This is a genomic window from Gramella sp. Hel_I_59, from assembly GCF_006714895.1.
Classification (GTDB): Bacteria; Bacteroidota; Bacteroidia; order Flavobacteriales; family Flavobacteriaceae; genus Christiangramia.
Genome location: NZ_VFME01000001.1, coordinates 1129379 through 1153235 on the forward strand (window position 1 = coordinate 1129379; position 23857 = coordinate 1153235).

General features: G+C 39.0%; 23 protein-coding genes. 15 read left to right on the forward strand and 8 right to left on the reverse strand.

The genetic code is table 11. The features are described 5' to 3' along the window. Window positions 1-58: 58 nt before the first annotated feature. Genes JM79_RS05205 through JM79_RS05215 form a run of 3 tightly spaced genes read left to right on the forward strand, consistent with a single transcriptional unit; the run spans window position 59 to window position 4000 of the window. Complete coding sequence (locus JM79_RS05205; RefSeq protein WP_141877127.1) at window positions 59-2173, forward strand: M1 family metallopeptidase; 2115 nt, start codon at window positions 59-61, stop codon at window positions 2171-2173. Window position 2174: 1 nt separating this feature from the next. Further along, window positions 2175-3077 (forward strand): patatin-like phospholipase family protein, encoded by a 903-nt coding sequence (locus tag JM79_RS05210; protein ID WP_141877128.1) that lies wholly within the window; start codon window positions 2175-2177, stop codon window positions 3075-3077. Continuing rightward, complete coding sequence (locus JM79_RS05215) at window positions 3077-4000, forward strand: patatin-like phospholipase family protein (RefSeq protein WP_141877129.1); 924 nt, start codon at window positions 3077-3079, stop codon at window positions 3998-4000. The genes JM79_RS05210 and JM79_RS05215 overlap by 1 nt, the downstream gene beginning before the upstream one ends. Here the strand turns inward: JM79_RS05215 and JM79_RS05220 are convergent. Genes JM79_RS05220 through JM79_RS05235 form a run of 4 tightly spaced genes read right to left on the reverse strand, consistent with a single transcriptional unit; the run spans window position 3984 to window position 7927 of the window. After that, window positions 3984-4505, reverse strand: a complete 522-nt coding sequence (locus tag JM79_RS05220) for a hypothetical protein (RefSeq protein WP_141877130.1) — start codon at window positions 4503-4505, stop codon at window positions 3984-3986. The two genes, JM79_RS05215 and JM79_RS05220, sit on opposite strands and share 17 nt — an antisense overlap. Before the next feature lie 5 nt (window positions 4506-4510). Beyond that, on the reverse strand, window positions 4511-6106 hold the full coding sequence (locus tag JM79_RS05225; RefSeq protein WP_141877131.1) for an FMN-binding glutamate synthase family protein: 1596 nt from the start codon (window positions 6104-6106) through the stop codon (window positions 4511-4513). After that, entirely contained in the window at window positions 6106-7380 is a 1275-nt protein-coding gene (locus tag JM79_RS05230; RefSeq protein ID WP_141877132.1) for an amidohydrolase, read from the reverse strand. Before JM79_RS05230 ends, JM79_RS05225 begins: the two co-directional genes overlap by 1 nt. Window positions 7381-7390: 10 nt before the next feature. After that, window positions 7391-7927 (reverse strand): DsrE family protein, encoded by a 537-nt coding sequence (locus JM79_RS05235; protein ID WP_141877133.1) that lies wholly within the window; start codon window positions 7925-7927, stop codon window positions 7391-7393. A gap of 153 nt (window positions 7928-8080) precedes the next feature. Between JM79_RS05235 and JM79_RS05240 the strand changes: the two genes are divergently transcribed. From JM79_RS05240 to JM79_RS05255, 4 genes are all read left to right on the forward strand, one after another. Then, on the forward strand, window positions 8081-10402 hold the full coding sequence (locus JM79_RS05240; protein WP_141877134.1) for a UvrD-helicase domain-containing protein: 2322 nt from the start codon (window positions 8081-8083) through the stop codon (window positions 10400-10402). Window positions 10403-10636: 234 nt separating this feature from the next. Continuing rightward, window positions 10637-10849, forward strand: a complete 213-nt coding sequence (locus JM79_RS05245) for a DUF2945 domain-containing protein (RefSeq protein WP_141877135.1) — start codon at window positions 10637-10639, stop codon at window positions 10847-10849. A gap of 55 nt (window positions 10850-10904) precedes the next feature. Next, a complete protein-coding gene (locus tag JM79_RS05250) occupies window positions 10905-11525 on the forward strand; it encodes an L-threonylcarbamoyladenylate synthase (RefSeq protein ID WP_141877136.1) in 621 nt (206 codons plus the stop codon). 102 nt (window positions 11526-11627) lie between these two features. Then, a complete protein-coding gene (locus tag JM79_RS05255) occupies window positions 11628-12464 on the forward strand; it encodes an alpha/beta hydrolase (protein ID WP_141877137.1) in 837 nt (278 codons plus the stop codon). Between the two features lie 48 nt (window positions 12465-12512). Here JM79_RS05255 and JM79_RS05260 read toward each other — a convergent pair whose 3' ends face one another. From JM79_RS05260 to JM79_RS05275, 4 genes are all read right to left on the reverse strand, one after another. Continuing rightward, window positions 12513-13565 carry a hypothetical protein gene (locus JM79_RS05260; RefSeq protein ID WP_141877138.1) on the reverse strand — a complete coding sequence of 351 codons (1053 nt, stop codon included), beginning with the start codon at window positions 13563-13565 and terminating at the stop codon, window positions 12513-12515. A 130-nt stretch (window positions 13566-13695) separates the two neighbouring features. Then, window positions 13696-14541, reverse strand: coding sequence for an OmpA family protein (locus JM79_RS05265; RefSeq protein WP_141877139.1), 846 nt, complete (start codon window positions 14539-14541; stop codon window positions 13696-13698). Between the two features lie 90 nt (window positions 14542-14631). After that, window positions 14632-15630: a glycosyltransferase family 2 protein gene (locus JM79_RS05270; RefSeq protein ID WP_141877140.1), complete on the reverse strand. Its 999-nt coding sequence runs from the start codon at window positions 15628-15630 to the stop codon at window positions 14632-14634. Beyond that, window positions 15627-16076 (reverse strand): type I restriction enzyme HsdR N-terminal domain-containing protein, encoded by a 450-nt coding sequence (locus JM79_RS05275; protein ID WP_141877141.1) that lies wholly within the window; start codon window positions 16074-16076, stop codon window positions 15627-15629. The genes JM79_RS05270 and JM79_RS05275 overlap by 4 nt, the downstream gene beginning before the upstream one ends. An 83-nt stretch (window positions 16077-16159) precedes the next feature. On the opposite strand from JM79_RS05275, the gene holA reads away from it, so the two are divergent. From holA to JM79_RS05315, 8 genes are all read left to right on the forward strand, one after another. Continuing rightward, window positions 16160-17164: a DNA polymerase III subunit delta gene (gene holA, locus JM79_RS05280; RefSeq protein ID WP_141877142.1), complete on the forward strand. Its 1005-nt coding sequence runs from the start codon at window positions 16160-16162 to the stop codon at window positions 17162-17164. Further along, entirely contained in the window at window positions 17165-18067 is a 903-nt protein-coding gene (gene menA, locus JM79_RS05285; protein WP_141877143.1) for a 1,4-dihydroxy-2-naphthoate octaprenyltransferase, read from the forward strand. A gap of 87 nt (window positions 18068-18154) precedes the next feature. Further along, window positions 18155-18835, forward strand: coding sequence for a metal-dependent hydrolase (locus tag JM79_RS05290; protein ID WP_141877144.1), 681 nt, complete (start codon window positions 18155-18157; stop codon window positions 18833-18835). Window positions 18836-18837: 2 nt separating this feature from the next. Continuing rightward, on the forward strand, window positions 18838-19872 hold the full coding sequence (locus tag JM79_RS05295; RefSeq protein WP_141877145.1) for an o-succinylbenzoate synthase: 1035 nt from the start codon (window positions 18838-18840) through the stop codon (window positions 19870-19872). Window positions 19873-19879: 7 nt separating this feature from the next. Continuing rightward, window positions 19880-20794 carry a CPBP family intramembrane glutamic endopeptidase gene (locus JM79_RS05300; protein ID WP_141877146.1) on the forward strand — a complete coding sequence of 305 codons (915 nt, stop codon included), beginning with the start codon at window positions 19880-19882 and terminating at the stop codon, window positions 20792-20794. A 69-nt stretch (window positions 20795-20863) separates the two neighbouring features. Then, window positions 20864-21958 carry an AMP-binding protein gene (locus tag JM79_RS05305; RefSeq protein ID WP_141877147.1) on the forward strand — a complete coding sequence of 365 codons (1095 nt, stop codon included), beginning with the start codon at window positions 20864-20866 and terminating at the stop codon, window positions 21956-21958. A gap of 3 nt (window positions 21959-21961) precedes the next feature. Continuing rightward, entirely contained in the window at window positions 21962-22492 is a 531-nt protein-coding gene (locus JM79_RS05310; protein WP_141877148.1) for a CIA30 family protein, read from the forward strand. 24 nt (window positions 22493-22516) lie between these two features. Further along, a complete protein-coding gene (locus JM79_RS05315; RefSeq protein WP_141877149.1) occupies window positions 22517-23836 on the forward strand; it encodes a M24 family metallopeptidase in 1320 nt (439 codons plus the stop codon). The last annotated feature ends 21 nt before the right edge of the window (window positions 23837-23857 follow it).

The following is a 23857-nucleotide window of genomic DNA, read 5'->3' on the forward strand; positions in this document are numbered from 1 at the left end:
GGAATATCTCATAACAGCTTCAATTTTTTGTAATTTGCATGAGATATTTTTATTCTGAATGCGATATTTAACTGCACTTTTTCTAATTCTGAACATGTCTTTTTTACATGCTCAGAAGATTCGTGAACACCAGGTAGAACGATTTGATTTTCAGAAAGTGGATGCTCACCTTAAAATTGATCCGACTCGACAAAAGATCGAGGGAACAGTTTTTTATACGATAGAGGTACTTTATCCTGATGATAGCCTGTTTATAAACGGGAAGGATATGCAATTCGAAAATGTACAGCTAGATGGTAAAAGCATCGATTTTTCAATAGATACTGAAGGAATTTATATTCATCATGACTTCAAGGTGGATAATAGTATTTCCTTATCACTTAACTATGAGGTAACTCCAAAAAAAGCTGTCTACTTCATCAATTGGGGTGATGCTGATATAGCCGAAGAAGAAAGGCAGGTATGGACGCAGGGCCAGGGGAAATACACTTCTAGCTGGTTGCCAAGTATTGATGATATGAATGAGAAAGCAGAATTTGATCTTAGTTTTGAATTTCCCGTTGCTTACGAACTCATCGCTAATGGCGAAAATATCAGCAATGAAATTATAAACGATTCCGTTAGACTGTGGAAATTTGATATGCAAGAACCTATGAGTTCTTATCTGGTTGGATTCGCAGCAGGAAAATATCTTTCCAAAACCAACACTTCAACTTCAGGAATTAAGATTCAGAATTATTATCTACCGCAGGATTCTTTGCTTCTGGAGCCAACTTACAGGCATTCTGCGGGAATCATGGATTTCTTTGAACAGGAAATTGGTATAGAGTATCCATGGCGTAATTATAAGCAGATTCCCGTAAGAGATTTTCTGTATGCTGGTATGGAGAATACTGGAACTACTATTTTTTCTGAATCTCTTATGGTAGACTCAATTGGTTACCATGATCAAAATTATGTAAATGTAAATGCGCATGAGCTGGCACATCAATGGTTTGGAAATTTGGTTACCGAGAAAAGTGGAAAACATCACTGGTTGCACGAAGGTTTTGCCACTTACTATGCATTATTAGCTGAGAAAGAGATCTTCGGGGAAGACTATTTTTACTGGAAATTATACCAGTCGGCTGAGGTTTTAAAGGAATTAAGCGATTCAGGAAAAGGACAGAAATTATTGTCTTCAACCGGAAGTTCCAGTACTTATTATCAAAAAGGAGCCTGGGCTTTACATATTCTAAGGGAAAAAGTTGGTGAGGAAGCTTTTAGAAAAGGAATAAAAAGTTATCTCGAAACTTATGCTTTTAAGAATGTGGAAACCGATAATTTTCTTGCTGAAATGGAAGTTGCTTCGGGAATGGACCTTACTCAGTATAAAATGGATTGGCTAGAACAGTCAGCTTTTAAAGCCAACCAATCGCTGAATGCTTTAAGAGAATCAGAATTTATCAAATCTTACCTTGAGCTTGCTGCACTGCGGGAAACTCCGCTAGAATCGAAACATCAATATCTGGACAAAATCCTGGACTTCCCTGTAAATGATTATTTAGGGCAGGAAGTAGTCTATCAGCTGGCTGGCGAAAATTCAGATTTAAGCAGGAGTTTATATAAAAAGGCATTTGAATCCAACAATCTATATGTAAGACAGGGGATCGCTACCAGTATGCAAACAATTCCCCAGCAATTCCAATCCAGTTTTGAAAGTTTATTAAATGATGAATCCTATCTCACCATCGAAAAGGCATTGTTCAAAATATGGGAAAGATTTCCGCAAAAAAAAGTAGATTATCTGAAGAAAACCAGGAATATCGACGGATTCTACAATAAGAACGTGCGTATGCTCTGGCTAACCTTAAGCCTGGTAACTGCCGAATTCGAGCCGGAAAAAACTTCTGAATATTTTGAGGAATTATCAAATTACACAAATCCATCAAATCCTTTTGAAATCAGGGAAAATGCTTTTGGATATTTATACCAGCTAGGAGCTTTTGATGAAGCTAGTTTGGAGAGCCTGTTGATGGCAACAGATCATCATGCTTACAGGTTCCGGGATTTTGCAAGAAAGTTGCTTGATGAATTGATCGCAAATGAGGAATATCGGGAGAAATTGATAAATGTTTCTGCAGACTTAGAGGAGAAGCATAGCAGGTATTTGAACTCTAAAATTTCAAGTTAGGATGAGAGCACTCGTAATTTCAGGAGGAGGAAGCAAGGGAGCTTTTGCCGGCGGAGTTGCGCAGTATCTTACTGAAGATCTTGGTCGCGATTATGATCTTTTTATAGGAACCTCTACAGGAAGTTTACTTCTTTCTCATATGGCACTGCATAAGGCAGAGAAAGTTAAAAAAGCTTTTACGAGCGTTAATCAATCAAGTATTTTTAGTAGCAGACCATTCCTCATTAAAAAGAAGCACGGGCAGGAAACGATCAGCATCAACCATTTTAATGTTATTCTGAATTTTTTAAAAGGAAGTAAAACCTTCGGAGATAGTTTAAATCTCAAAACCCTGCTTCAGAAGACATTTACAAAAGAAGAATTTAAGCAACTGAAGGATAGCAATAAGGAAGTCGTGGTTACAGTTTCTAATCTATCCCTGAACGAGGTAGAGTATAAGAGTATCAAGGACTACGATTACGATGCATTCATAGATTGGATCTGGATTTCCTGCAATTACACGCCATTCATGAGCCTGGTCACCAAAAACGGATGTGAATATGCTGATGGTGGTTTGGGAAGTATGGTGCCTATTGAGGAAGCGATTAAGCGGGGTGCCACGGAGGTTGATGCGATCATCCTACAAACTGAAGTAACTTATTTCAACAGGATGCCTTCAAAGAATGTATTTTCGCTCATTACCAATCTTTTTGCATTTATGCTAGACAGGATCGAAACTCAGAATATCAGGATTGGAAAATTTTCAGCAGCAAATAAGGATTGTATTATCAATTTTTACTATACTCCAAGCGTTCTAACAACGAATTCTCTTATTTTTGATAAGGAGAAAATGCGGGAATGGTGGGAGAGTGGCTATGAGTTTGCCAAATACAGAAACGAAGAAATTAACGAAATTCAACCTTAATGCGTGCACTGGTAATATCTGGAGGAGGAAGTAAAGGCGCCTTTGCCGGCGGCGTGGCCCAACATCTAATTCAGGAACAAAAAAGAAGGTATGATCTTTTTCTAGGAACCAGTACCGGCAGTTTGCTTATTCCTCACCTCGCTGCAGGAAACATCCAGAAAGTTTACGATATCTATACCAATGTCACGCAAAGAACGATCTTTAGCGTCAATCCTTTCGTAGTCAAGAAAAAAGATGGACGGGAATATGTGACGATCAATTATCTGAATACCGTCTGGCAATTTATAAGACAGCGCCGAACCTTTGGGGAAAGCAAAGCATTACGTAGAAGCATCAGAAAGAACTTCTCTCAGCAGGATTTCAACGAGCTTAAATCCAATATTAAAGATGTAGTCGTAACTGTGTCTAATCTATCCAAGAACAGGGTTGAATATAAATCTATTCACGATTTCGAGTACGACGATTTTTGCGACTGGATCTGGATAAGTTGTAATTATATACCTTTTATGAGTCTCGCGACCAAAGATGGCTTTGAATATGCCGATGGTGGTCTGGGATGTGTGGTTCCAATCCGGGAGGCTATTAAGCGCGGAGCAACAGAAGTGGATGCGATCATTCTGGAAGCTGAAAACATGGAATACAATAAAGTTCTAGGTAAGAATCCTTTTTCATTAATGGTCAACCTCTTCGGTTTCTTGTTGGACCAGGTCGAGTATCATGATATCGTGGAGGGAAAACTTGCCGCGATGAATAAAAAGGTAAAGCTGAATATCTACTATACCCCAACCAAGCTAACAGAAAATTCTCTTGTTTTCAACAAAAAAGATATGACCGACTGGTGGCAGCAGGGTTTTGAGTATGCCGAAAAGAAAGAGATGGAACGTAAAGCTGCGAAATCTTCGTGGTTTAAGCTAGGTTTCTAACTTCTTGTTTGATAAATCCTAAAGCAGCTTCTGTAGGTGCTTGTTTTTCCATCATTGCCTCAAGAATAATCTTTCTAAGATCGTCAGGATTCGATACGCTTTCTTTATCTGAAGCATTTCTGATCATACTTATCATCGCATTTTTCGATGTTCTTATGTAGTCCCAGCATTCGTTGCTAACATAGATTTGCTGCGCTAGATTATGCTCGAATTCCTGTTCGATATTAGCTATTAACAAACTTGTATAAGCTGAAACATCTTCAGCTACAGGCTCAACCCGAAATAGTAATTTACCTGGAGATATTCTTTCCAGAAATAAGGTAAGTCTTTCGTAAGCCTGTAATCTAATAGGTAACGAAGTTTTCTGTTTTTCTCTAAGCAGTAAAAATCTTCTACGATTTTCCTCATTACTGGAATAGGTGTGAAAAAAATAAAAACTTACCAAACCCACGATCGCTGCCGGGAGAATTCCATAGATCAATTGAAAAACATCAAATTCGTTCATAAGTATTAATGTATAGCGTCTTCAGTTATTTGTAGTGATTTTAGATCAAGGTCACCACCTAAGTGTGGACATGTCACTAATTCTGTTACAGACTGGAAATTTACTTTATCCTTAGTGTATCCAAAAGTAGATTCTAATGTATTTGAAAGATTCTTATCACTTAAGTTGATCTCGATATCGTTGGTGGTAAATTGTGCGGGATGTTCATGACCACAGGCATGCGTAATTTGAAGCAGCTCTTTTCTGAATTTTACAAAGTAGAAATTAGTACGCATCGATTTATCTGCAATATCAATACCTCTTTGCAACCATTTATTCTGAGTTGCAATTCCAGTAGGGCAGGTATTGGTATGACAGCTTTGAGCCTGTATACAACCAATACTCATCATCGCTTCCCGGCCAACATTGATACAATCTGCACCTAAAGCAAAAGCCATCGCAGCTTTTGCAGGGAATCCGAGTTTACCAGCCGCTACAAAAACGACCCTATTGGTAAGTTCATATTCCTGAAAGATCTTGTAAACATCACTAAAACCATAGATCCATGGTACTGAAACATGATCTGCGAAACTTGGTGGCGCAGCACCAGTACCGCCTTCACCGCCATCTATGGTAATAAAATCGGGTCCGTGATCTTTAGATTTCATGATTCCGGCAAGTGTATGCCAGTCATCAAGATTTCCAATCGCAGCTTTGATTCCTACCGGAAGTCCTGTAGCCGCTGCAATTTCCTCGAGAAACGTAATCATATCCTCAAGGTTGCCAAATGCTGAATGGTAAGCCGGTGAAAGAACATCCTTTCCCATTGGAACTCCACGAATTTCTGAAATCTCCTGTGAGATCTTTTTTGCTGGAAGAACACCTCCTTTTCCAGGTTTCGCTCCCTGGGATAATTTAAGTTCGATCGCTCTTACTTGTGGATTTTCCTGTACTAATTTGACTAGTTTGGACATGTCGAAATTTCCCTGTTCATCTCTGGTTCCAAAATATCCGGTCCCTATCTGGAAAACAACATCTGCCCCTTTTTTGTGATAAGGAGACAATCCACCTTCACCAGTATTGTGATACGCTCCGGAGAGTTTACAACCTTCATTCAGAGACTCTATAGCCTTTGCTGAAAGTGAACCATAACTCATCGCCGATACATTAATTATTGAAGCCGGTCTAAATGGTCGTTTCCGATTATTGTAAATTCCCATTGCCTTTGCGCAGGGGATCAATCCGGAGTTCTTCTCGTTTGGATGTCCTGCAGGTAATTTATAAGGAAGAATGGAATTTTTGACAAAAATATAGTGCGAAGAATACATGTCCTGGTCTGTACCGAAGCCCTCATAATTATTTTCATTTTTTGCTGAAGCATATATCCAGCTTCTTTCACGCCTGTTGAAAGGTAATTCTTCCCTGTTGTTGGCTACAAGATATTGTCTAATTTCAGGTCCAATGCTTTCCAGGAAGTAGCGTAGATGCCCAACCACCGGGAAATTGTGCTTAATAGTATGCTTCCGATTAAAGAGAACATCGTTAATAGCGATGATTACTAATATGAGTAGTATCCATCCCCACCATGGGATTGAGGTTAAGAAACTTAAAATTTGATCCATTAGGAATTACTTAAAAAATCAAGAGTTAATTGTGTCATTGTCTTTACACCAAGTAAAAGTCCGCTTTCATCAATATGAAAGTCGGGAGTATGATGTCTTGTAGGTTCAGCATCTTCAGGCATTCCACCTAAAAAGAAATAAAATCCTGGGACTTTTTCCTGAAAATATGAAAAATCTTCTCCACCAGTGGTTGCCTTCATTAAATTTACGTTCTCTTTTCCTGCAACATTTTCAAGAGTGGGAAGCATCTGTTGGGTCAGGGCAACATCATTAAAAGTGATCGCGGTATTATTCTGAATATCGATCGTGGCAGAACCACCATATGCCTTGGCAATTGCAGGTACGAGTTCGCGCATTCTGGATAAGATCAATTTCTTGTTTTCCGGATCTAATGTTCTAACGGTACCAATTAGTTCTGCAGTTTCCGGAATAATATTAAATCGCACTCCGCTGGTGATTTTTCCAACCGTTATCACAGAAGCCGACTCAGTTAAATCTGCATTTCTACTGATGATCGTTTGCAGGCCATCAATGATCTTGGCAGAAATAAGTATTGGATCCACACCACTCCATGGGGCTGAACCATGAGCTTGTTTACCCTGAACATTGATCACAAATCTTTCCACTGCTGCCATGGTGCCTTCAGGTTTATACTTGATAGTTCCCACTGGAGTAGCAGCGTTAATATGCAATCCAAAAATGGCATCAATTTTAGGATTTTCAAGAACACCTTCTTTGATCATTAGTGCAGCTCCACCTTCCTCACCTGGCGGTGGTCCCTCTTCAGCAGGTTGGAAAATAAATTTTACAGTGCCATTGATTTTATCTTTATGCTTTGAAAGAATTTCAGCAACACCCATAAGAATTGCGGTGTGAGTATCATGTCCGCAAGCATGCATAACGCCAGTTTGAGAACCTAAGAATTCTGTGGTTTTGATTGACTTAAATTCCAGATCATTTTTTTCTGTTACCGGGAGCGCATCGATATCTGCTCTAAGAGCCAGAGTTTTACCAGGTATGTCACCTTTCAAGATTCCCACAACTCCGGTTTTTGCAATTCCAGTAGTGGTTTTTATACCTAGTGACTCCAAGTGTGCTGCTATCTTTTTAGCGGTTTCGAATTCACGATTGGATAATTCAGGATTTTCGTGAAGATCTCTTCGCCACTCGATCACCTGATCTTCTATATTCTGAAAATCAGCTTCAGGAATATTCTGCTGCGCCTGAAGACCAAGTGTTGCCAGAAGAATGCTTATAGTAATTATATATTTCATATTAGAAAGTTTAGAATTTGATCAATTGAAAATCATCTGCCTGAAGCTGTACAAGTGCCGTCATTGCTGAAAGAGCATACTTAATATCTTTATGGACATTTTCCGGATCTACATTATGATGTGCTGCGCTCTGCCCGCATACGATAAGTTCGACACCGGCTTTTGCCAGTGCTGTAAATAGCGGAGTATTGGGATTTTCTTCAGTTTCAGGATAAGCCTCGGAATACGAAGTATCATCGAGAACATCTTTGGTGGCTGAACCATGAAAGACCAGAGCTAGATGCATATTTTCAGGATCTACTCCAGCTTTTTCATGCATATTCAAAAATCGAGCAGCTGTTTCTACCAGTTTATTGACTTCAGCAGGATCAAAATTCCTATCGATATCAAATACCACTTTGTATACCAGATTGGTATCTACTTCAATTTCGGCATGAGGAACAGCAATGGTTTTGCCATATTCAGAAATAACATTTCCAGCTTCGAATTGCTGGGCAAAAGATAGATTTACCCAAAAAATGGTAAATAGCAAGATCAATTTCTTCATGGAAGTGGGATGCAATAATGTTGAATTTTTAAAGATATTAAAATATCGTGCAATGCTTCAGAAGACTTCCTTAATGTTTAAAAATCGGTTCGATACGGGTTTAGTTTTTTGAGCATTTTAGTTACCTTTCAGCATTAATAAAATGGAGAAGATTTGGAAGCTTACTTAGCTGAATTAAATGATGCACAAAGGGCCCCGGTGCTGCAGAAAGACGGACCAATGATCGTTATTGCCGGTGCGGGATCTGGTAAAACAAGGGTGTTAACCTACAGGATCGCTTACCTGATGAATCAGGGAGTGGATGCGTTCAATATTCTTTCGTTAACCTTTACCAATAAGGCTGCAAGAGAGATGAAACAGCGTATTTCCAAGATCGTTGGAAGTAGCGAAGCGAAGAATCTCTGGATGGGAACTTTCCACTCGGTTTTCGCTAAAATGCTGAGGTTCGAAGCCGATAAACTTGGATACCCATCAAATTTCACCATTTACGATACTCAGGATTCTCATTCGGTGATTAGAGCGATCATAAAAGATATGCGTCTGGACAAGGATGTGTACAAATACAAGCAGGTTTATAACCGAATTTCTTCTTATAAGAACAGTTTGATCACGGTAAAGGCCTATTTCCAGAATCAGGAATTGCAGGAAGCCGATGCCATGTCTAAAAAGCCAAGATTGGGTGAGATCTACCAGCAATATGTAGATCGCTGTTTCAAGGCGGGCGCGATGGACTTTGATGATCTGCTTCTAAAAACGAATGAATTACTGAACAGGTTTCCAGATGTACTGCATAAATACCAGAGTAGATTTAAATATATCCTGGTGGATGAGTACCAGGATACCAATCATTCTCAGTATTTAATCGTAAGAGCACTTTCAGATAAATTTCAGAATATATGTGTGGTAGGTGATGATGCGCAGAGTATCTATGCATTTCGTGGTGCTAATATTAATAATATTCTGAATTTCCAGAAGGATTACGACAATGTTCAAATGTACAGGCTGGAGCAGAATTATAGGTCTACCCGTAACATTGTACATGCTGCCAACTCGATCATTGATAAGAATAAAACCAAGCTGGATAAGATCGTATGGACTGCGAATGATGACGGGCCAAAGATCGTTGTGAACAGATTACTTACAGATGGGGAAGAGGGGCGTTATGTTGCCAGTTCTATCTTTGAGAACAAAATGCAACAACAGCTTAATAATGGTGATTTCGCAATCCTTTACAGAACCAATGCACAGAGTAGGGCGATGGAAGACGCACTGCGGAAGAGAGATATTCCATATAGAATTTATGGCGGACTATCATTTTACCAGCGAAAAGAGATCAAAGATGTTCTCTCTTATCTCAGACTTATACTGAATAATAAGGATGAAGAAGCTCTTAAAAGAGTGATCAATTATCCAGCACGAGGAATTGGCCAGACCACAATGGACAGGCTTTCTGTAACCGCCAATCAGCATAACAGGTCAATTTTTGAAGTTATTCAGAATCTGGATAAACTTGATCTTAAGATCAATCGTGGAACGCAGACTAAACTGGAGAATTTTGTAAATATGATCCAGAGTTTTGCTATTTCTAACGAAACTATGGATTCCTTCCAGATCGCTGAAATGGTTACTAAGAAGACGGGGCTAGTTCAGGAACTTAAAAAAGATGGTACACCTGAAGGAATTGCCAGAATTGAAAATATTGAGGAATTGCTTAATGGTATCAGGGATTTTGTGGAAGGCCAGCGGGAGATCGCAGACGCCACTGGATCTCTATCAGAATTTCTTGAAGATGTGGCACTTGCTACAGATCTGGATAATGATACCGGTGATGATGATCGTGTTGCTTTAATGACCATTCACCTGGCCAAAGGTCTTGAATTTCCATACGTATATATCGTAGGAATGGAGGAAGATCTTTTTCCATCGGGGATGAGTATGAATACCAGAAGTGAACTTGAAGAAGAACGCCGATTGTTCTATGTAGCTATAACCAGGGCAGAGAAGCAGGCCTATCTAACCTATACACTTTCCAGGTATCGCTGGGGTAAACTTGTAGATGCCGAGCCTAGTAGATTTATTGAAGAGATTGACGAGCAATACCTGGAAACTCTGGTGCCACAGGATGATTATAAGTACAAGCCATTAATAGACACAGATATCTTTGGGGACGATGTGGATAAGAGTAAATTAAGACAATCCAAACCCAGAACAGGAACTCCACCTCCAGCACATAAACCTTCAGAAGAACAGTTGCGTAAACTTAGGAAACTAAGACCAGCTGCGAAAGAACCGGAGAAAGCGATGAATACCTTGAATCTTTCCGCAGGGGATGAAGTGGAACATATGCGCTTTGGAAAAGGTAAAGTTCTTAAACTTGAAGGTTTTGGTCAGGATCGAAAAGCTGAAATCGAATTTGAACAGGGCGGTATCAAAAATTTACTCTTACGTTTTGCTAAGCTGAAAATTCTTTCCTAAAAATTTCTAGGATTACTGTAGAAAATACATATATTAGCTCAGAGTCGTTTAAATCCCTACATTTTTACAACTCCAAAAACCAAATAAAAAACAACGTTTTTATAGAGACCTGCTTTTAGGTCTCTTTTTTTATGCCTCTTCGGGAATACGTTAATCTTCTTTTAAAACACTGTTAGCGATTTATTTAAATTTCTTCGGAAGATTGATCTATCAACTATCTTGAGAAAAAAAGTTATGATCAAAGAAGGAAGTAAAGTAAAATGGGAATGGGGAAATGGAACTGCAGAAGGAAAAGTGCAAAGTACATTTACCAAGAAAGTAACCCGAACAATCGATGGAAATGAAGTGACCCGCGACGGAGAAGAAGGCAACAAAGCATTGTATATCGAACAGGAAGATGGTAGCAATGTCCTTAAACTTGAAAGCGAAGTTAAAAAGGCGGACTAAGACCTTAGATTTACGTGGAATATCTTAATTTTAAGAAGATCAAAAACATACTAATATGGCTGAACTTCTTAGAATTTACGATGAAAATCCCGCACCAAAACATATAAATAAGGTAGTAGAGGTCCTCAAAAAAGGAGGTCTTATTATCTATCCAACCGATACTATATATGGGTTGGGATGTGATATTACCAATAATAGTGCATTAGAAAAGATTGCCAGGATCAAGAAAGTAAAGCTGGAAAAAGCTAATTTTTCCTTTGTTTGCGAAGATCTTAGCAATCTTTCTGATTATGTGAAGCAAATCGACACAACTACCTTTAAGATACTTAAACGATGTCTACCGGGACCGTACACCTTTATACTCCCTGGAGGAAACAATCTTCCAAGTGTTTTCAAAAAGAAAAAAACCGTAGGAATCAGGGTTCCAGATAATTCCATTTGCCAGGCGATTGTCAAAGCTCTTGGAAACCCAATAATTTCAACCTCAATTCGGGATGAAGATGAGGTGTTGGAATATAGTACAGATCCAGAATTGATTCGGGAGAAATGGGACAACCTGGTGGATTTGGTTATCGATGGTGGTTACGGCGATAATGTTGCTTCAACCGTAATTGACCTTACAACGCCAGAACCGGAAGTAATCCGGGAAGGGAAAGGTTCCCTTGAAATCATGTAAAATTTTAGGATTTCCCAAACTTTCTAGTTAATTCGCTATTAAAGCTTGTTCAGGGTTTTTCAAACTCGGTATGAGATAGTAACTTAAAAGAAAAATTAAATTATGAGTACATTAGAAACTACAACTGAAGTTAAGGGGCAACCTATTAATTTATATTATGAAGACTATGGTGAAGGTAAACCGGTAATTTTAATTCACGGTTGGCCATTAAGTCATAGAATGTGGGAATACCAAATAGAATCTATCGTTGAGGCAGGATTTAGATGTATTGCCTACGATCGTAGAGGTTTTGGAGCAAGTGATAAGCCTTGGACTGGATATGATTATGATTCGCTGGCGAAGGATTTAAATGATCTAATTACTAAATTAGACCTTACAGATGCTACGATTGTCGGTTTTTCAATGGGTGGAGGGGAAGTAGCCCGCTATATCGCAAACTACGGAACTTCTAAATTGAGTAAAGCAGCATTAATTTCGGCGGTGCCACCATTTATGCTGAAGACTGATGATAATCCTGATGGTTTGGATGCAGAGACATTTGAAGGTTTCAAAAAGAATCTTAGAAAAGATCGTCCCGGATTTTTATCAGAATTTGGAGACCAATTCCTGAATTTCGAAGACAATTCAGATCGAATTAGTGAAGATATGGCGCACTATTACTGGTCTATAGGATGTCAGGCATCACCGAATGCAACTTTGGAATGTGTAGACTCTTTCGGAAAAACAGATTTTAGAGAAGATCTGAAGAAATTTGATATTCCTACGCTAGTTGTTCATGGTACCGCAGATCAAGTAGTACCTATTGAAATGTCTGGAAAAAAGAGTGCTGAAATGATAGCAAATAGTGAATACCACGAGGTGATGGATGCTCCTCACGGTCTTGTTCTGACTCACACTGCAGAGTTTAACAGATTACTCGTAGATTTTCTTAAGAAGTAATCTGTAATTAACTTAATGAATGAAGCCCTCTAGCGAGGGCTTTTTTTATTACATAGATTCTAAAAACGCCTTATGTATTTCTGAAGGCTTTCCTGGTTTTCCTTTCTTTTTCTCAGAGAACGCCAGTTCGAAACCGCTTTGGGCTGCTTTTAATCTTTGAGCAGGTGTTCCATGATGACCTGGGCTTTCAGTAAAACAATCTCCAGAATTATAGCTCATGTCGAAAAATGATTCGAGTCGCTTCCAATTATAAGTTGCACCTCTTTTATGTCCTAGAAAATAAGCTGCTGCAAAATCGGCCTCTAATTCTCGCAAAAGCTCAGGATTTTCTGTGTAGTCGTTCTCCCATTGTTGGTCATATTCGAATTGAGCCTGGTGCCACCATTCGTGAGCGAGGAGTCCGCTAAAGGCTATTTCTCCGGGAATCCCTGATTCTTCCAGTACTTCCAAAATACCATCGCTTATGACCAGAAGACCATTTGATCTGGTAAATGCATCGAGGGCGAAGAAGTTATTTTTGGGGATCTGGCTACTATTCTGATAAGCCTCAATAATTTGTAAAGCTTTAATTCTGGCATCTGTAGCATTGCGAACACTGCGATCGAAGCTTTCGATCATATCTGCTAATTGCTGTGGATCTTCCAGGGTTTCGGTATGCTGCCCATTTAAATAGATCTGTTGGTCAAGCTGCCAGAATTTCTGAAGCTCTCGTATGCGTTTATCTGCTAGACGATCGTATTGCCCGTCCCTGCCATAATAATTCGGACCTATATAATGTGTAACGTATTTGCTATGAAGGTCTCTTAAATAGAAGACCATCTCAACATCAAAATATGGATCTTGAATTAAACTCTCGAAATTCTTCTGAAGTAGATTTTGAAACGTAGTAATTTCGCAGGATTGGTTTTTAGCCGGAGGATATTCAATCTCGGTAAGCATTTTATAAAAATTGAGATCAATTTCTCTAATTTCAAACTCAGCTGAAGTATAAATGTTATCTGTTGATTCTGTCTTAGTTTCAATAGTTTCCGAGGAGCAGGATACCTGGAACAGGGAGAGACCTAGAAAAAGTATTCCGCTACTAATTTTGAGTGCTTTCATAATTAGTGATTTAGAGAGTAGGGAATACTACTAAAATAATCTAAAACATTGAATATCAGATGTTAAATCTGATAAATAAAAAAAGCCTCTGCAATGCAGAGGCTTTGATATATAGAAAAAAGGTTTCTTATTAGTTAGACTGAGAACTAGCTTTCTCCATTCCATCTTCGATCATACTGTAGAATTGATCAAGTTTAGGAAGAACAACAATTCTTGTTCTACGGTTCTTAGCACGACCTTCAGCAGTTTCGTTGCTTGCAAGTGGTACATAGTAAGATCTACCTGCAGCAGTCATACGCGCTGGCTCAACACCAAACTCATCCTGAAGAACACGTACTACAGAAGTTGCACGTTTCACACTTAGATCCCAGTTATCTTCGAACATAGAAGTGCTAATAGCTTTGTCATCTGTATGACCTTCTACCATAAATTCGATATTTGGCTTGTTGTTTACAACAGTAGCTACTTTACCAAGAACTTCTTTCGCACGAGATGTTACGTTGTAACGACCACTATCGAAAAGTAATTTGTCTGAAATAGATACGTATACAACACCTTTTTCAACATTGATCTCGATATCCTCATCGTTAAGGTTACCAAGAGCTCCTTTAAGACTGGTTACTAGAGCAAGAGTTACAGAATCTTTCTTGTTCATTGCATCTTGCATAGAACGAATTGCAAGGTCCTTTTCTTTGATACTTTCCAAAGAACGTTCCATGTTCTCAGCTTCTTTCTTAGAAAGAGTTGCTAAGTTCCCAACGTTGTTCAATAACGCAGCATTTGTATTATTTAAGTTTGCAACCTGGCTATTTAGACGCTCTTTTTCATCAAGACAAGAGTTCAATTTTACTGTAGCAGTATTTAATTGATCCTGAGTTTCACGTTGTTTTGTTTCGAGTTCATTGTATTTTTTCTGTGAAACACATGAAGATAGCAAAAGGGCCGCAGTAGCCGACATTAGCATGATTTTTTTCATAACTAGTTTCTTAAATTTTAAATTGTTTAGAGGCCAAAAATATCAAAAAAATAGCAAGGTGGAAAGCTATTTTAACATTTCCTTTCTATATTATTTTTCCAGTTCACCATAGCGTGCCTTTTTAAGGATAAAATGTTGATACACAATAGAACGCAATTCATAATATCGCTCAATTTTAAATTGATCAGGACGCTTTTTCCTAATCTTGTTTAATGATGAATAGAAGCTGCCATGAGCTTTTAAAATTGCCGTAAAATGATCCACTTTTCCTTCGCTTAAAAACTTCAGAGCAGCAACTCCGTCAAGGATCATTCTTCCAAATAATATTGGGAGTAAATCTGTCGATCTAAGGTTTTTCAGCAGTAAAAAAAGACCATTTCTAAAATTATAATAGGTTTTTTTGGGATCCATACTTGATAAGGTCGCTCCACCTACGTGGTAAACGACAGAATCTGCTGTATATTTTATTCGATATCCCATATTCTGAATTCTCCAGCAAAGATCTATTTCTTCTTGGTGAGCGAAGAAGTCTTCGTCGAGTCCGCCAGCTTCCTGGTAAACTGAATTTCTAATGGCAAAGCAGGCACCTGAAGCCCAGAAGATTTCATGGTTATCATCATACTGTCCTTTATCTTCCTCCATTTTCTGAAAGATCCTTCCCCGGCAGAAAGGATATCCAAATTGATCAAGATATCCACCGGCTGCACCGGCATATTCAAAATGATCCTTTTTCTTGTAATCCAGTATTTTTGGCTGAATTGCCGCCACATCTGGTTCATTTTGAAAGATTTCAAGTATAGGAACTAGCCAGTTGCTGGTCACCTTCACATCACTATTCAGTAAAATGATAATTTCTTCGGAAACGGACTTTAAAGCCTCGTTATATCCGCCAGCATAACCATTATTCGACTTATTCTGAATAATATGCACCTCTGGGAAGCTGCTCTTTAATATCGCTACAGATTCATCTGTAGAATTATTATCGGCTACGTAGATCTGCGCCTCTTCAGAATTTTTAATAACCGAAGGCAGGAATTTTTTCAACAGATCTTTCCCGTTCCAGTTGAGGATAACTACAGCTATATTCATGCTCGTTGATATTCCGGTAATTCGGTTAGAAAAATATAAGTTTCCTTTTCATAATCCATCTGGCAAAAGTAATGTTCGATTCCATTAGTTACCATCAAATAATTTGCCTTTAAGCTCAGGTTATACCTGGCGATCTGGTCGAACGTGTCCTGGGTGATTTTAATTTTTGGTGCTTTACATTCCACGATAATATGGATATTCCCTTTTGGCTCGAACACAACCACATCATACCTTTTGGTGAGACCGGCGATCTTTAATTGCTTTTCAACATTGATAAGACTTACCGGATAATTTTTCTCTTTTTCCAGAAACTTCACAGTATGCTGACGTACCCATTCTTCAGGTGTAAGGATGATAAACTTTTTCCGTAGATCGTCAAAAACAGCTACTTTATTTTGATTATTTTTGAACCGAAATGAGTAGGATGGGAAATTCAGCTTCTGCATTTTTCAAAAGTAATGAAGATTATTCAGTGATAAAATATCACATTCAGTTTTCCATCAATTCATAAATCGCCGTAAACTCCTCTATGGACGAAGCCAGAAAAATTGTAAACGAGATCAAACAAGGTGATATCAAACCTATCTATTTCCTGATGGGTGAGGAAACCTTCTATATCGACGGAATTTCGAATTATATCGCAGACAATCTTCTTTCCGAAGAGGAAAAGGGGTTTAATCAAATGACCCTCTACGGAAGAGATACGAATATCGAGGAGATCGTGAGTAACGCCAAGCGGTATCCAATGATGGCTGAAAGGCAGGTGATTATTGTAAAAGAAGCTCAGGATCTTTCCAGAACGATCGAGAAACTTGCAGATTACGCTGAAAATCCTCAGCCAACCACAGTACTGGTGATGTGCTATAAATATAAGAAGATCGATAAGCGCCGGAAGCTGCATAAAACCATTGCGAAAACTGGTCTTATTTTCGAAAGTAAACGACTTTATGAGAACCAGGTGGGAGATTGGATCATGAAGACGATGAAAAGTCGGGGATACTCCATTTCTCCAAAAGCTTCTCAAATGCTTGTTGAATTCCTGGGAACAGATCTCGGAAAGATCGATAACGAACTTCAAAAGCTTCAGCTTATTTGCAAGAAGGAAACGCTTATTAGTCCGGAGATTATTGAAGAAAATATCGGGATTAGCAAAGATTTCAACAATTTCGAATTGCGTAAGGCGATTGGAGAAAGAGATAATTTAAAGGCGCATAGAATAATCAATTATTTTGCTCAGAACCCTAAAGACAATCCACTGGTAGTGACCATTAGTCTGCTATTTTCATATTTTTCCCAGATCCTGCAATACCATGGTCTCAATGACAAATCCAAAGGAGCGGTTTCCAAACAACTAAAGATTAGTCCTTATTTTGTGGGTGATTATATCACCGCCGCGAGAAATTTTCCAATGAAAAAAGTAAGTAAGGTGATTAGCGATCTGCACGAAACTGATGTGAAAAGTAAAGGTGTAGGCGCTGCAAATGTTTCTCAGGGAGATCTTCTTAAAGAACTTCTTGTAAAAATTATGAACTAAATGAGCAAATTTTCAACCTGGGTTGGTGCGGCAAGGCTGAGAACACTTCCATTATCCATTTCAGGGATAATTGTAGGAAGTAGTATCGCTGCGCAACAGGGGCAGTTCAACCTCGCAATTTTTAGTCTCGCTCTGGGAACTACTCTTGGTTTACAGATCCTTTCTAACTTTGCTAATGATTATGGTGACGGAGTAAAAGGAACCGACAATGAGGACCGGATTGGGCCCATGCGTGCCTTACAAAGCGGGATCATCACTCAGAAGGAAATGCTTCGAGCCATGGTTATTACCGCGGTTGCAACTTTTATTCTGGCTGTATTACTGATCTATGCTTCTTTCGAAGACGAAAACTGGATCCCTGCACTGGTGTTTTTGATGCTGGGAATAGGTGCTATCGTCGCTGCGATCAAATACACGGTAGGAAATTCTGCTTATGGATATCGAGGTAGAGGAGATATTTTTGTTTTTATATTTTTTGGACTGGTTGCCGTCTATGGTAGCTACTTTTTATATACACATAATCACAACTTTGTAAGCTTCTTTCCGGCAGTAGCGATTGGTTTTTTGAGTGTCGCGGTTCTCAATCTTAATAATCTTCGGGATAGAATTTCAGATGCGAAAGCTGGTAAAAATACGCTGGTGGTGAAGTTGGGGGAACGCAAAGCCAAGAATTACCATTACCTGCTAATTATTGGAGCTTTGTTCTTTATGTTGATCTATTCAGCAATGGTTTCCAGGGAACTGGATGATTATATGTATTTGCTAGGTTTTATGCCACTTATCTTCCATTTGATGCGCGTGGATAAGAATGAGAATCCTAAAGATCTGGATCCCGAGCTAAAGATAGTGGCGCTTTCAACATTTGGTATCTCTATACTATTTGGTATAGGACTTGTTCTGTAAGGTTTAAGTTTAACAAAACTATATAGTCAGCTAATTATAGGAATTTAGCCGAATCCTTATTTTTATAAAAACCGAAAAACTCATTTTATGAAAGTTACATTTTACGGACAGAATTCGCTTGCTCTCGAGATTGGAAATAAACATATTATCGTAGATCCTTTTATTACCGGAAACGATCTCTCCAAGGATAAAGTAGATATTAAAGAATTAAAGGCTGATTACATTTTGCTAACCCATGCGCACGAAGATCATGTGCTGGATGCTGAAGCGATCGCTAAAAATACGGGCGCCAAGATTGTGAGTAACTACGAGATCGCTAATCATTATGGAGATAAAGGCTTTGAGGTACATCCCATGAACCATGGTGGTAGCTGGGATTTTGACTTCGGAAGAGTTAAATATGTGAATGCTTTGCATACCAGTTCATTTCCCGATGGCAAGTATGGAGGACAACCCGGCGGTTTTGTGATCGAAACTGATAGCGGGAATATTTATATCGCCGGTGACACAGCTTTGACGCTCGACATGAAATTGATACCCATGAGAACTAAAATTGATCTTGCTGTTCTTCCAATTGGCGACAACTTTACCATGGGTGTGGAAGATGCGATCATCGCCAGTGATTTCATCGAATGTAATCGTATCCTTGGATGTCATTATGATACCTTCGGCTTTATTGAAATCGACCATGATGATGCTAAAAAGAAATTTGCCGCCAAGGGTAAAGATCTTTTACTGCTCGATATTGGTGAATCTGTTGAAGTATAGTTATGAAAGCTTCTTACAAACGATACCTTTTAGAATTCAAACGCCCCAGTGGAACTTCCCGGGGCGTTCTTACTGAAAAAGAAACGTGGTTCCTGAAGATCGAGGATAATGAACGTTACGGTATAGGCGAATGTGGAATTCTAAGATCATTAAGTTATGATGATCGTCCAGATTACGAGGATAAACTTCATTGGGTTTGTGAAAATATCAACCTGGGAAAGGAAATGCTATGGGAAGAATTACGCGAATTCCCCAGTATCCAGTTCGGAGTTGAAATGGCGTTTCGCAGCCTCGATTCAAGCACTCTTTTCGAATTATTTCCTTCGGAATTTACTCAGGGAAAGGATCACATTCCAATTAACGGACTCATATGGATGGGTGACAAGGAATTTATGAAAAAACAAATTTCAGAAAAGATCGACCAGGGTTTTCGTTGTATTAAACTGAAAATTGGGGCGATAGATTTCGAAACTGAAATTGAATTGCTGAAATCTATTCGGGAAAATTTTTCCGCAGAATCCATGGAGTTAAGGGTAGATGCAAACGGAGCTTTTCATCCAACAGAAGCCTTGCAGAAATTAGAGCGGCTTTCAAAATTCGACCTTCATAGCATTGAACAGCCAATCAAGCAAGGCCAAATACCGGAAATGACTCAGTTATGCTCAAAGACGCCAATTCCAATTGCACTCGACGAAGAATTGATAGGAGTCACAGATGTAACAGAAAAGGCTAAACTGATACAAACTATACAACCACAATATGCCATTTACAAACCAAGTTTGATCGGTGGAATGAAAGGCACACAGGAATGGATCGATATCTGTGAAGCCAACCAGGTGAAATGGTGGATCACCAGCGCACTGGAAAGCAATGTAGGACTCAATGCAATCGCGCAGTGGACTTACACGCTGAATACAGATCTTCCGCAAGGTTTGGGAACTGGTGGTTTGTATACAAATAACTTTACCAGTCCATTGCTGGTGCAGAATGGTAAAATTCAATATGATCCTCAGGTAAACTGGGATTTTAAATTTTAAGTAAACTATGTTTATAGCGCAAGCGTTCAAATACGAACATTCTTTCTGGAGATATCTCGTGATTCCGATTCTGTTTTTTGGGTTAATGTCCCTTAATTATGTAGCGGTTGAAATGCTGGATCTGGATGTGAATGAAATGATGCGGCAACAAATTGAAAGTAAAGGTTCCAACAGGGTGCTTTTCGAGAATCTGTTATCATTCCTTGTGTTTCTTGCCGGGCTCTTGCTTTGGGTTAAATATGTTCATAAACAGCCAATTAAAACCCTGACCACCAGTCGCGAAAAAGTGGACTGGAGTAGATTCTGGTTTGCCTTTGCTCTGGTTGCTGTTTTCAACATCGGGATTACTGTTCTGGATTATTATTCGAATCCGCAGGATTATGTCTTTAATTTTCAATGGGAACCATTTTTATATCTTCTTTTGATTTCAGTTTTTCTGATTCCTATTCAAACGAGTTTTGAGGAATATTTCTTCAGAGGCTATTTGATGCAGGGCATAGGTGTGCTTGCTAAAAACAGGTGGATCCCTTTGGTGCTTACTTCTGTGGTTTTTGGTGGATTGCATTATTTTAATCCTGAAGTAACCAAACTGGGTAACATAATTATGATCTATTATATTGGAACTGGTTTTATGCTTGGGATCATGACTTTGATGGATGAGGGAATGGAGCTTGCTTTAGGATTTCATGCTGCGAATAATTTAATTACAGCCTTACTTGTTACTGCCGACTGGACTGCATTCCAGACGAATTCTATCTTAAAGGATGTCTCAGAACCATCTGCAGGCTGGGATGTGTTGATTCCTGTTTTAATCATATACCCGATCTTCCTTTTCATCTTTGCCAGGAAATATAAATGGAATAACTGGTCTGAAAAGCTCTTCGGAAGAGTGAAAAGACCTGAAATTGTAACAATTACTTAGGATATTCAGGAATTTAATTGCAAATTCTTAACTTTAAGTAATCGCTGAATGTCCAACTTAGCTTGAAGTATGAATAACAATTACAAGATTCCTGAAACTCACCCTGACTTTAGGTTGAATAAACGGCACTTCACAAATGCCGAATTGAAGCATATCGCTTATAGTTATATCAAGGAAGGTGAGCCGTTTGAACAGCAAATTGGTAATTTCCTGCTTGACTGGTTAAAACCGACAGATTATATAGAAGTACATACTTCGGGGTCTACGGGAAAACCCAAAAAGATCAGGCTTATCAAGGAGCACATGATCAACTCTGCACTGGCGACTTCAAAATTCTTTAAACTTCCTAATCATACCAAAGCATTATTATGTCTTCCTGTAGATTATATAGCTGGGAAAATGATGCTGGTAAGAGCAATGTTTTTAGGTTGGGACCTGGACTCGGTTCCACCATCTTCAAATCCTTTCGATCAGCTATTCAAGGTCTATGATTTTTCAGCCATGACTCCATTTCAGCTGGATAACTCGATAGGAAGGCTTCATCTGGTGAAAAAACTTATTATTGGTGGAGGAGCAGTTTCACCGAGATTACGAAAAATGCTGGTAGATATAGATACCCGGATTTACGAAACCTACGGAATGACGGAAACCTGTAGTCATATAGCCGCAAAACGTTTGAATCCTACGAAGAAGAAAGTATCAAATGCCTTCAAATTATTACCGAATGTAAGTATCACTAAAGATGACCGCGATTGTCTTGTGATCAAAGCTCCAAAAGTACTGGACGAGGAAATTGTGACTAACGATGTTGTAGAGATCGTTACTTATAAAAAGTTTATCTGGAAAGGGAGATATGATAATGTGATCAATTCCGGAGGAATAAAGATCTTTCCTGAAGAAATAGAACGTAAGATCAATAAGAAACTGGATCATAGATTTTTTATCACTTCAATGCCAGACGATGCTCTGGGCGAAAAAGTTGTCATGTTCGTGGAAGATGATTTTTCCGAAGAAAGACTCACGGAGCTTAGGGAAATGGTCGAGAATATGAAATCGCTTGGGAAATATGAGAAACCAAGAAAGATCTATTTGATCGCTAAATTCGAAGAAACTCCGAACGGTAAGATTCACCGTGAAAATACAGCTAAAAGTAAAGTGGCTTAAATTATGATTAGAACTGCTCTTATCATTTTAATTCTGTTCAATGTGAATGAAAAACTAATATTCGATTTTAATTCTGATACCAAAATCAGTGACTGGGTGGTAGTGGAAGATCGCGTCATGGGTGGTAGATCCAATGCTGAGATTCATCTTACCGATGAAGGCCATGCTAAATTTAGTGGTAAAGTTTCGCTTGAAAACAATGGAGGTTTTGCTTCAGTACGACATCGATTAAATGTTGAAGGAGTAAAGAATTTCAGTAAAGCAGTAATCAGGCTTAAAGGCGATGGTAAGAATTATCAATTCCGACTCAAGAATAAATCAAATGATCGTCACTCCTATATACAGGAATTCTCTACCAATGGTGAATGGCAGGAAATTGAGCTTGACTTAGCAAAAATGTACCCTGGGTTTCGAGGCAGAAAATTAGATATTCCCAACTGGGACCATGATATCATACAGGAAATCACCTTTCTTATTGGTAATAAGAAAAATGAAGAATTCAGTTTATTAATAGATTATATTCGACTGAAATAAATCCATTCCCATCATCCTACACTTATGCGTTATTTACTAGGTTTTATACTTTGTATGCTCACTTTTAGTGCTCATACCCAAATACTTTCAGAAAAAGATCGCGCCTCTGTTCGCGATGAGATACTTGCGGAGCGATTTGATAAGCTTCTGCCAGTCTTGATGGATCGAGCTGAAGTTGATATGTGGGTGATCATTTCAAGAGAATATAATGAGGACCCTGTGATGAAAACTATGCTTCCTTCCACCTGGCTAAATGCGAGAAGACGAACCATGCTGGTGTTTTCCAGAAAGGGAGATTCTATAGAAAAACTTGCGGTCGCCCGTTATAATATTGGCGATGCCATCAAGTCTGCCTGGGACAAGGAGAAGCAGCCCGATCAATGGAAAGCACTCGCAGATATAATTAGCTCACGAAATCCAGAAAAAATCGGGATCAATATTTCTGATAATTATGGTCTTGCAGACGGATTGGTCAAAACCGATTATGAGGAACTTCTAAAAAGTTTGCCGCAAGAATATCATTCGAGGTTGATTTCTGCGGAAGATCTTGCCGTAGGATGGATAGAAACCCGGACTCTTAAAGAGATGCTATTATTTAGTTCACTCGTTGAGCTAACACACGAGCTCATTGAAGAAGCTTTTAGTACTCAGGTGATAGAACCGGGCGTAACGACTACAGATGACGTGGTCTGGTGGTTACGACAAAAAGTGACCGATCTGGGACTGGAAACCTGGTTTCATCCAACCGTGGATATTCAGAGGAGCAACGAGCAACTTGTGGATCATATCACTGCATTCAGTGATGAAAACCGAAGCGATATTATTCTGAAAGGAGATCTGCTTCATTGTGACTTCGGAATTTCATATTTGGGTTTGAATACAGATTGCCAGCAGATGGCTTATGTTCTTCAGGATACCGAAACTGAAGCTCCACAATTCTTACAGAAAGCCCTGACAAAAGGAAACAGGTTGCAGGATATTCTAACTGAAAATTTTAAAACTGGCATAACAGGAAATGAAATTCTGGCTGCGAGTCTGGAAAAGGCAAAAGCTGAAGGTTTAAAACCCTCGATCTATACACATCCACTGGGGCTTTACGGGCATTCTGCAGGACCAACCATTGGAATGTGGGATCAACAAGGTGGAGTTCCTGGGACTGGGGACTACCCACTTTATGAGGACACGGCCTATGCAATTGAATTAAATACTGAAGTGAACATTCCAGAATGGGATAAGGATATAAGAATCATGCTGGAAGAAGCAGGGTTCTGGGGAAAAGAAGGCTTTCGATACGTGAATAAGAGACAGACGTCTTTAATTTTGATAGATCCCTCTGCGGAATAAAAAAAAGCAGCTTTTCAGCTG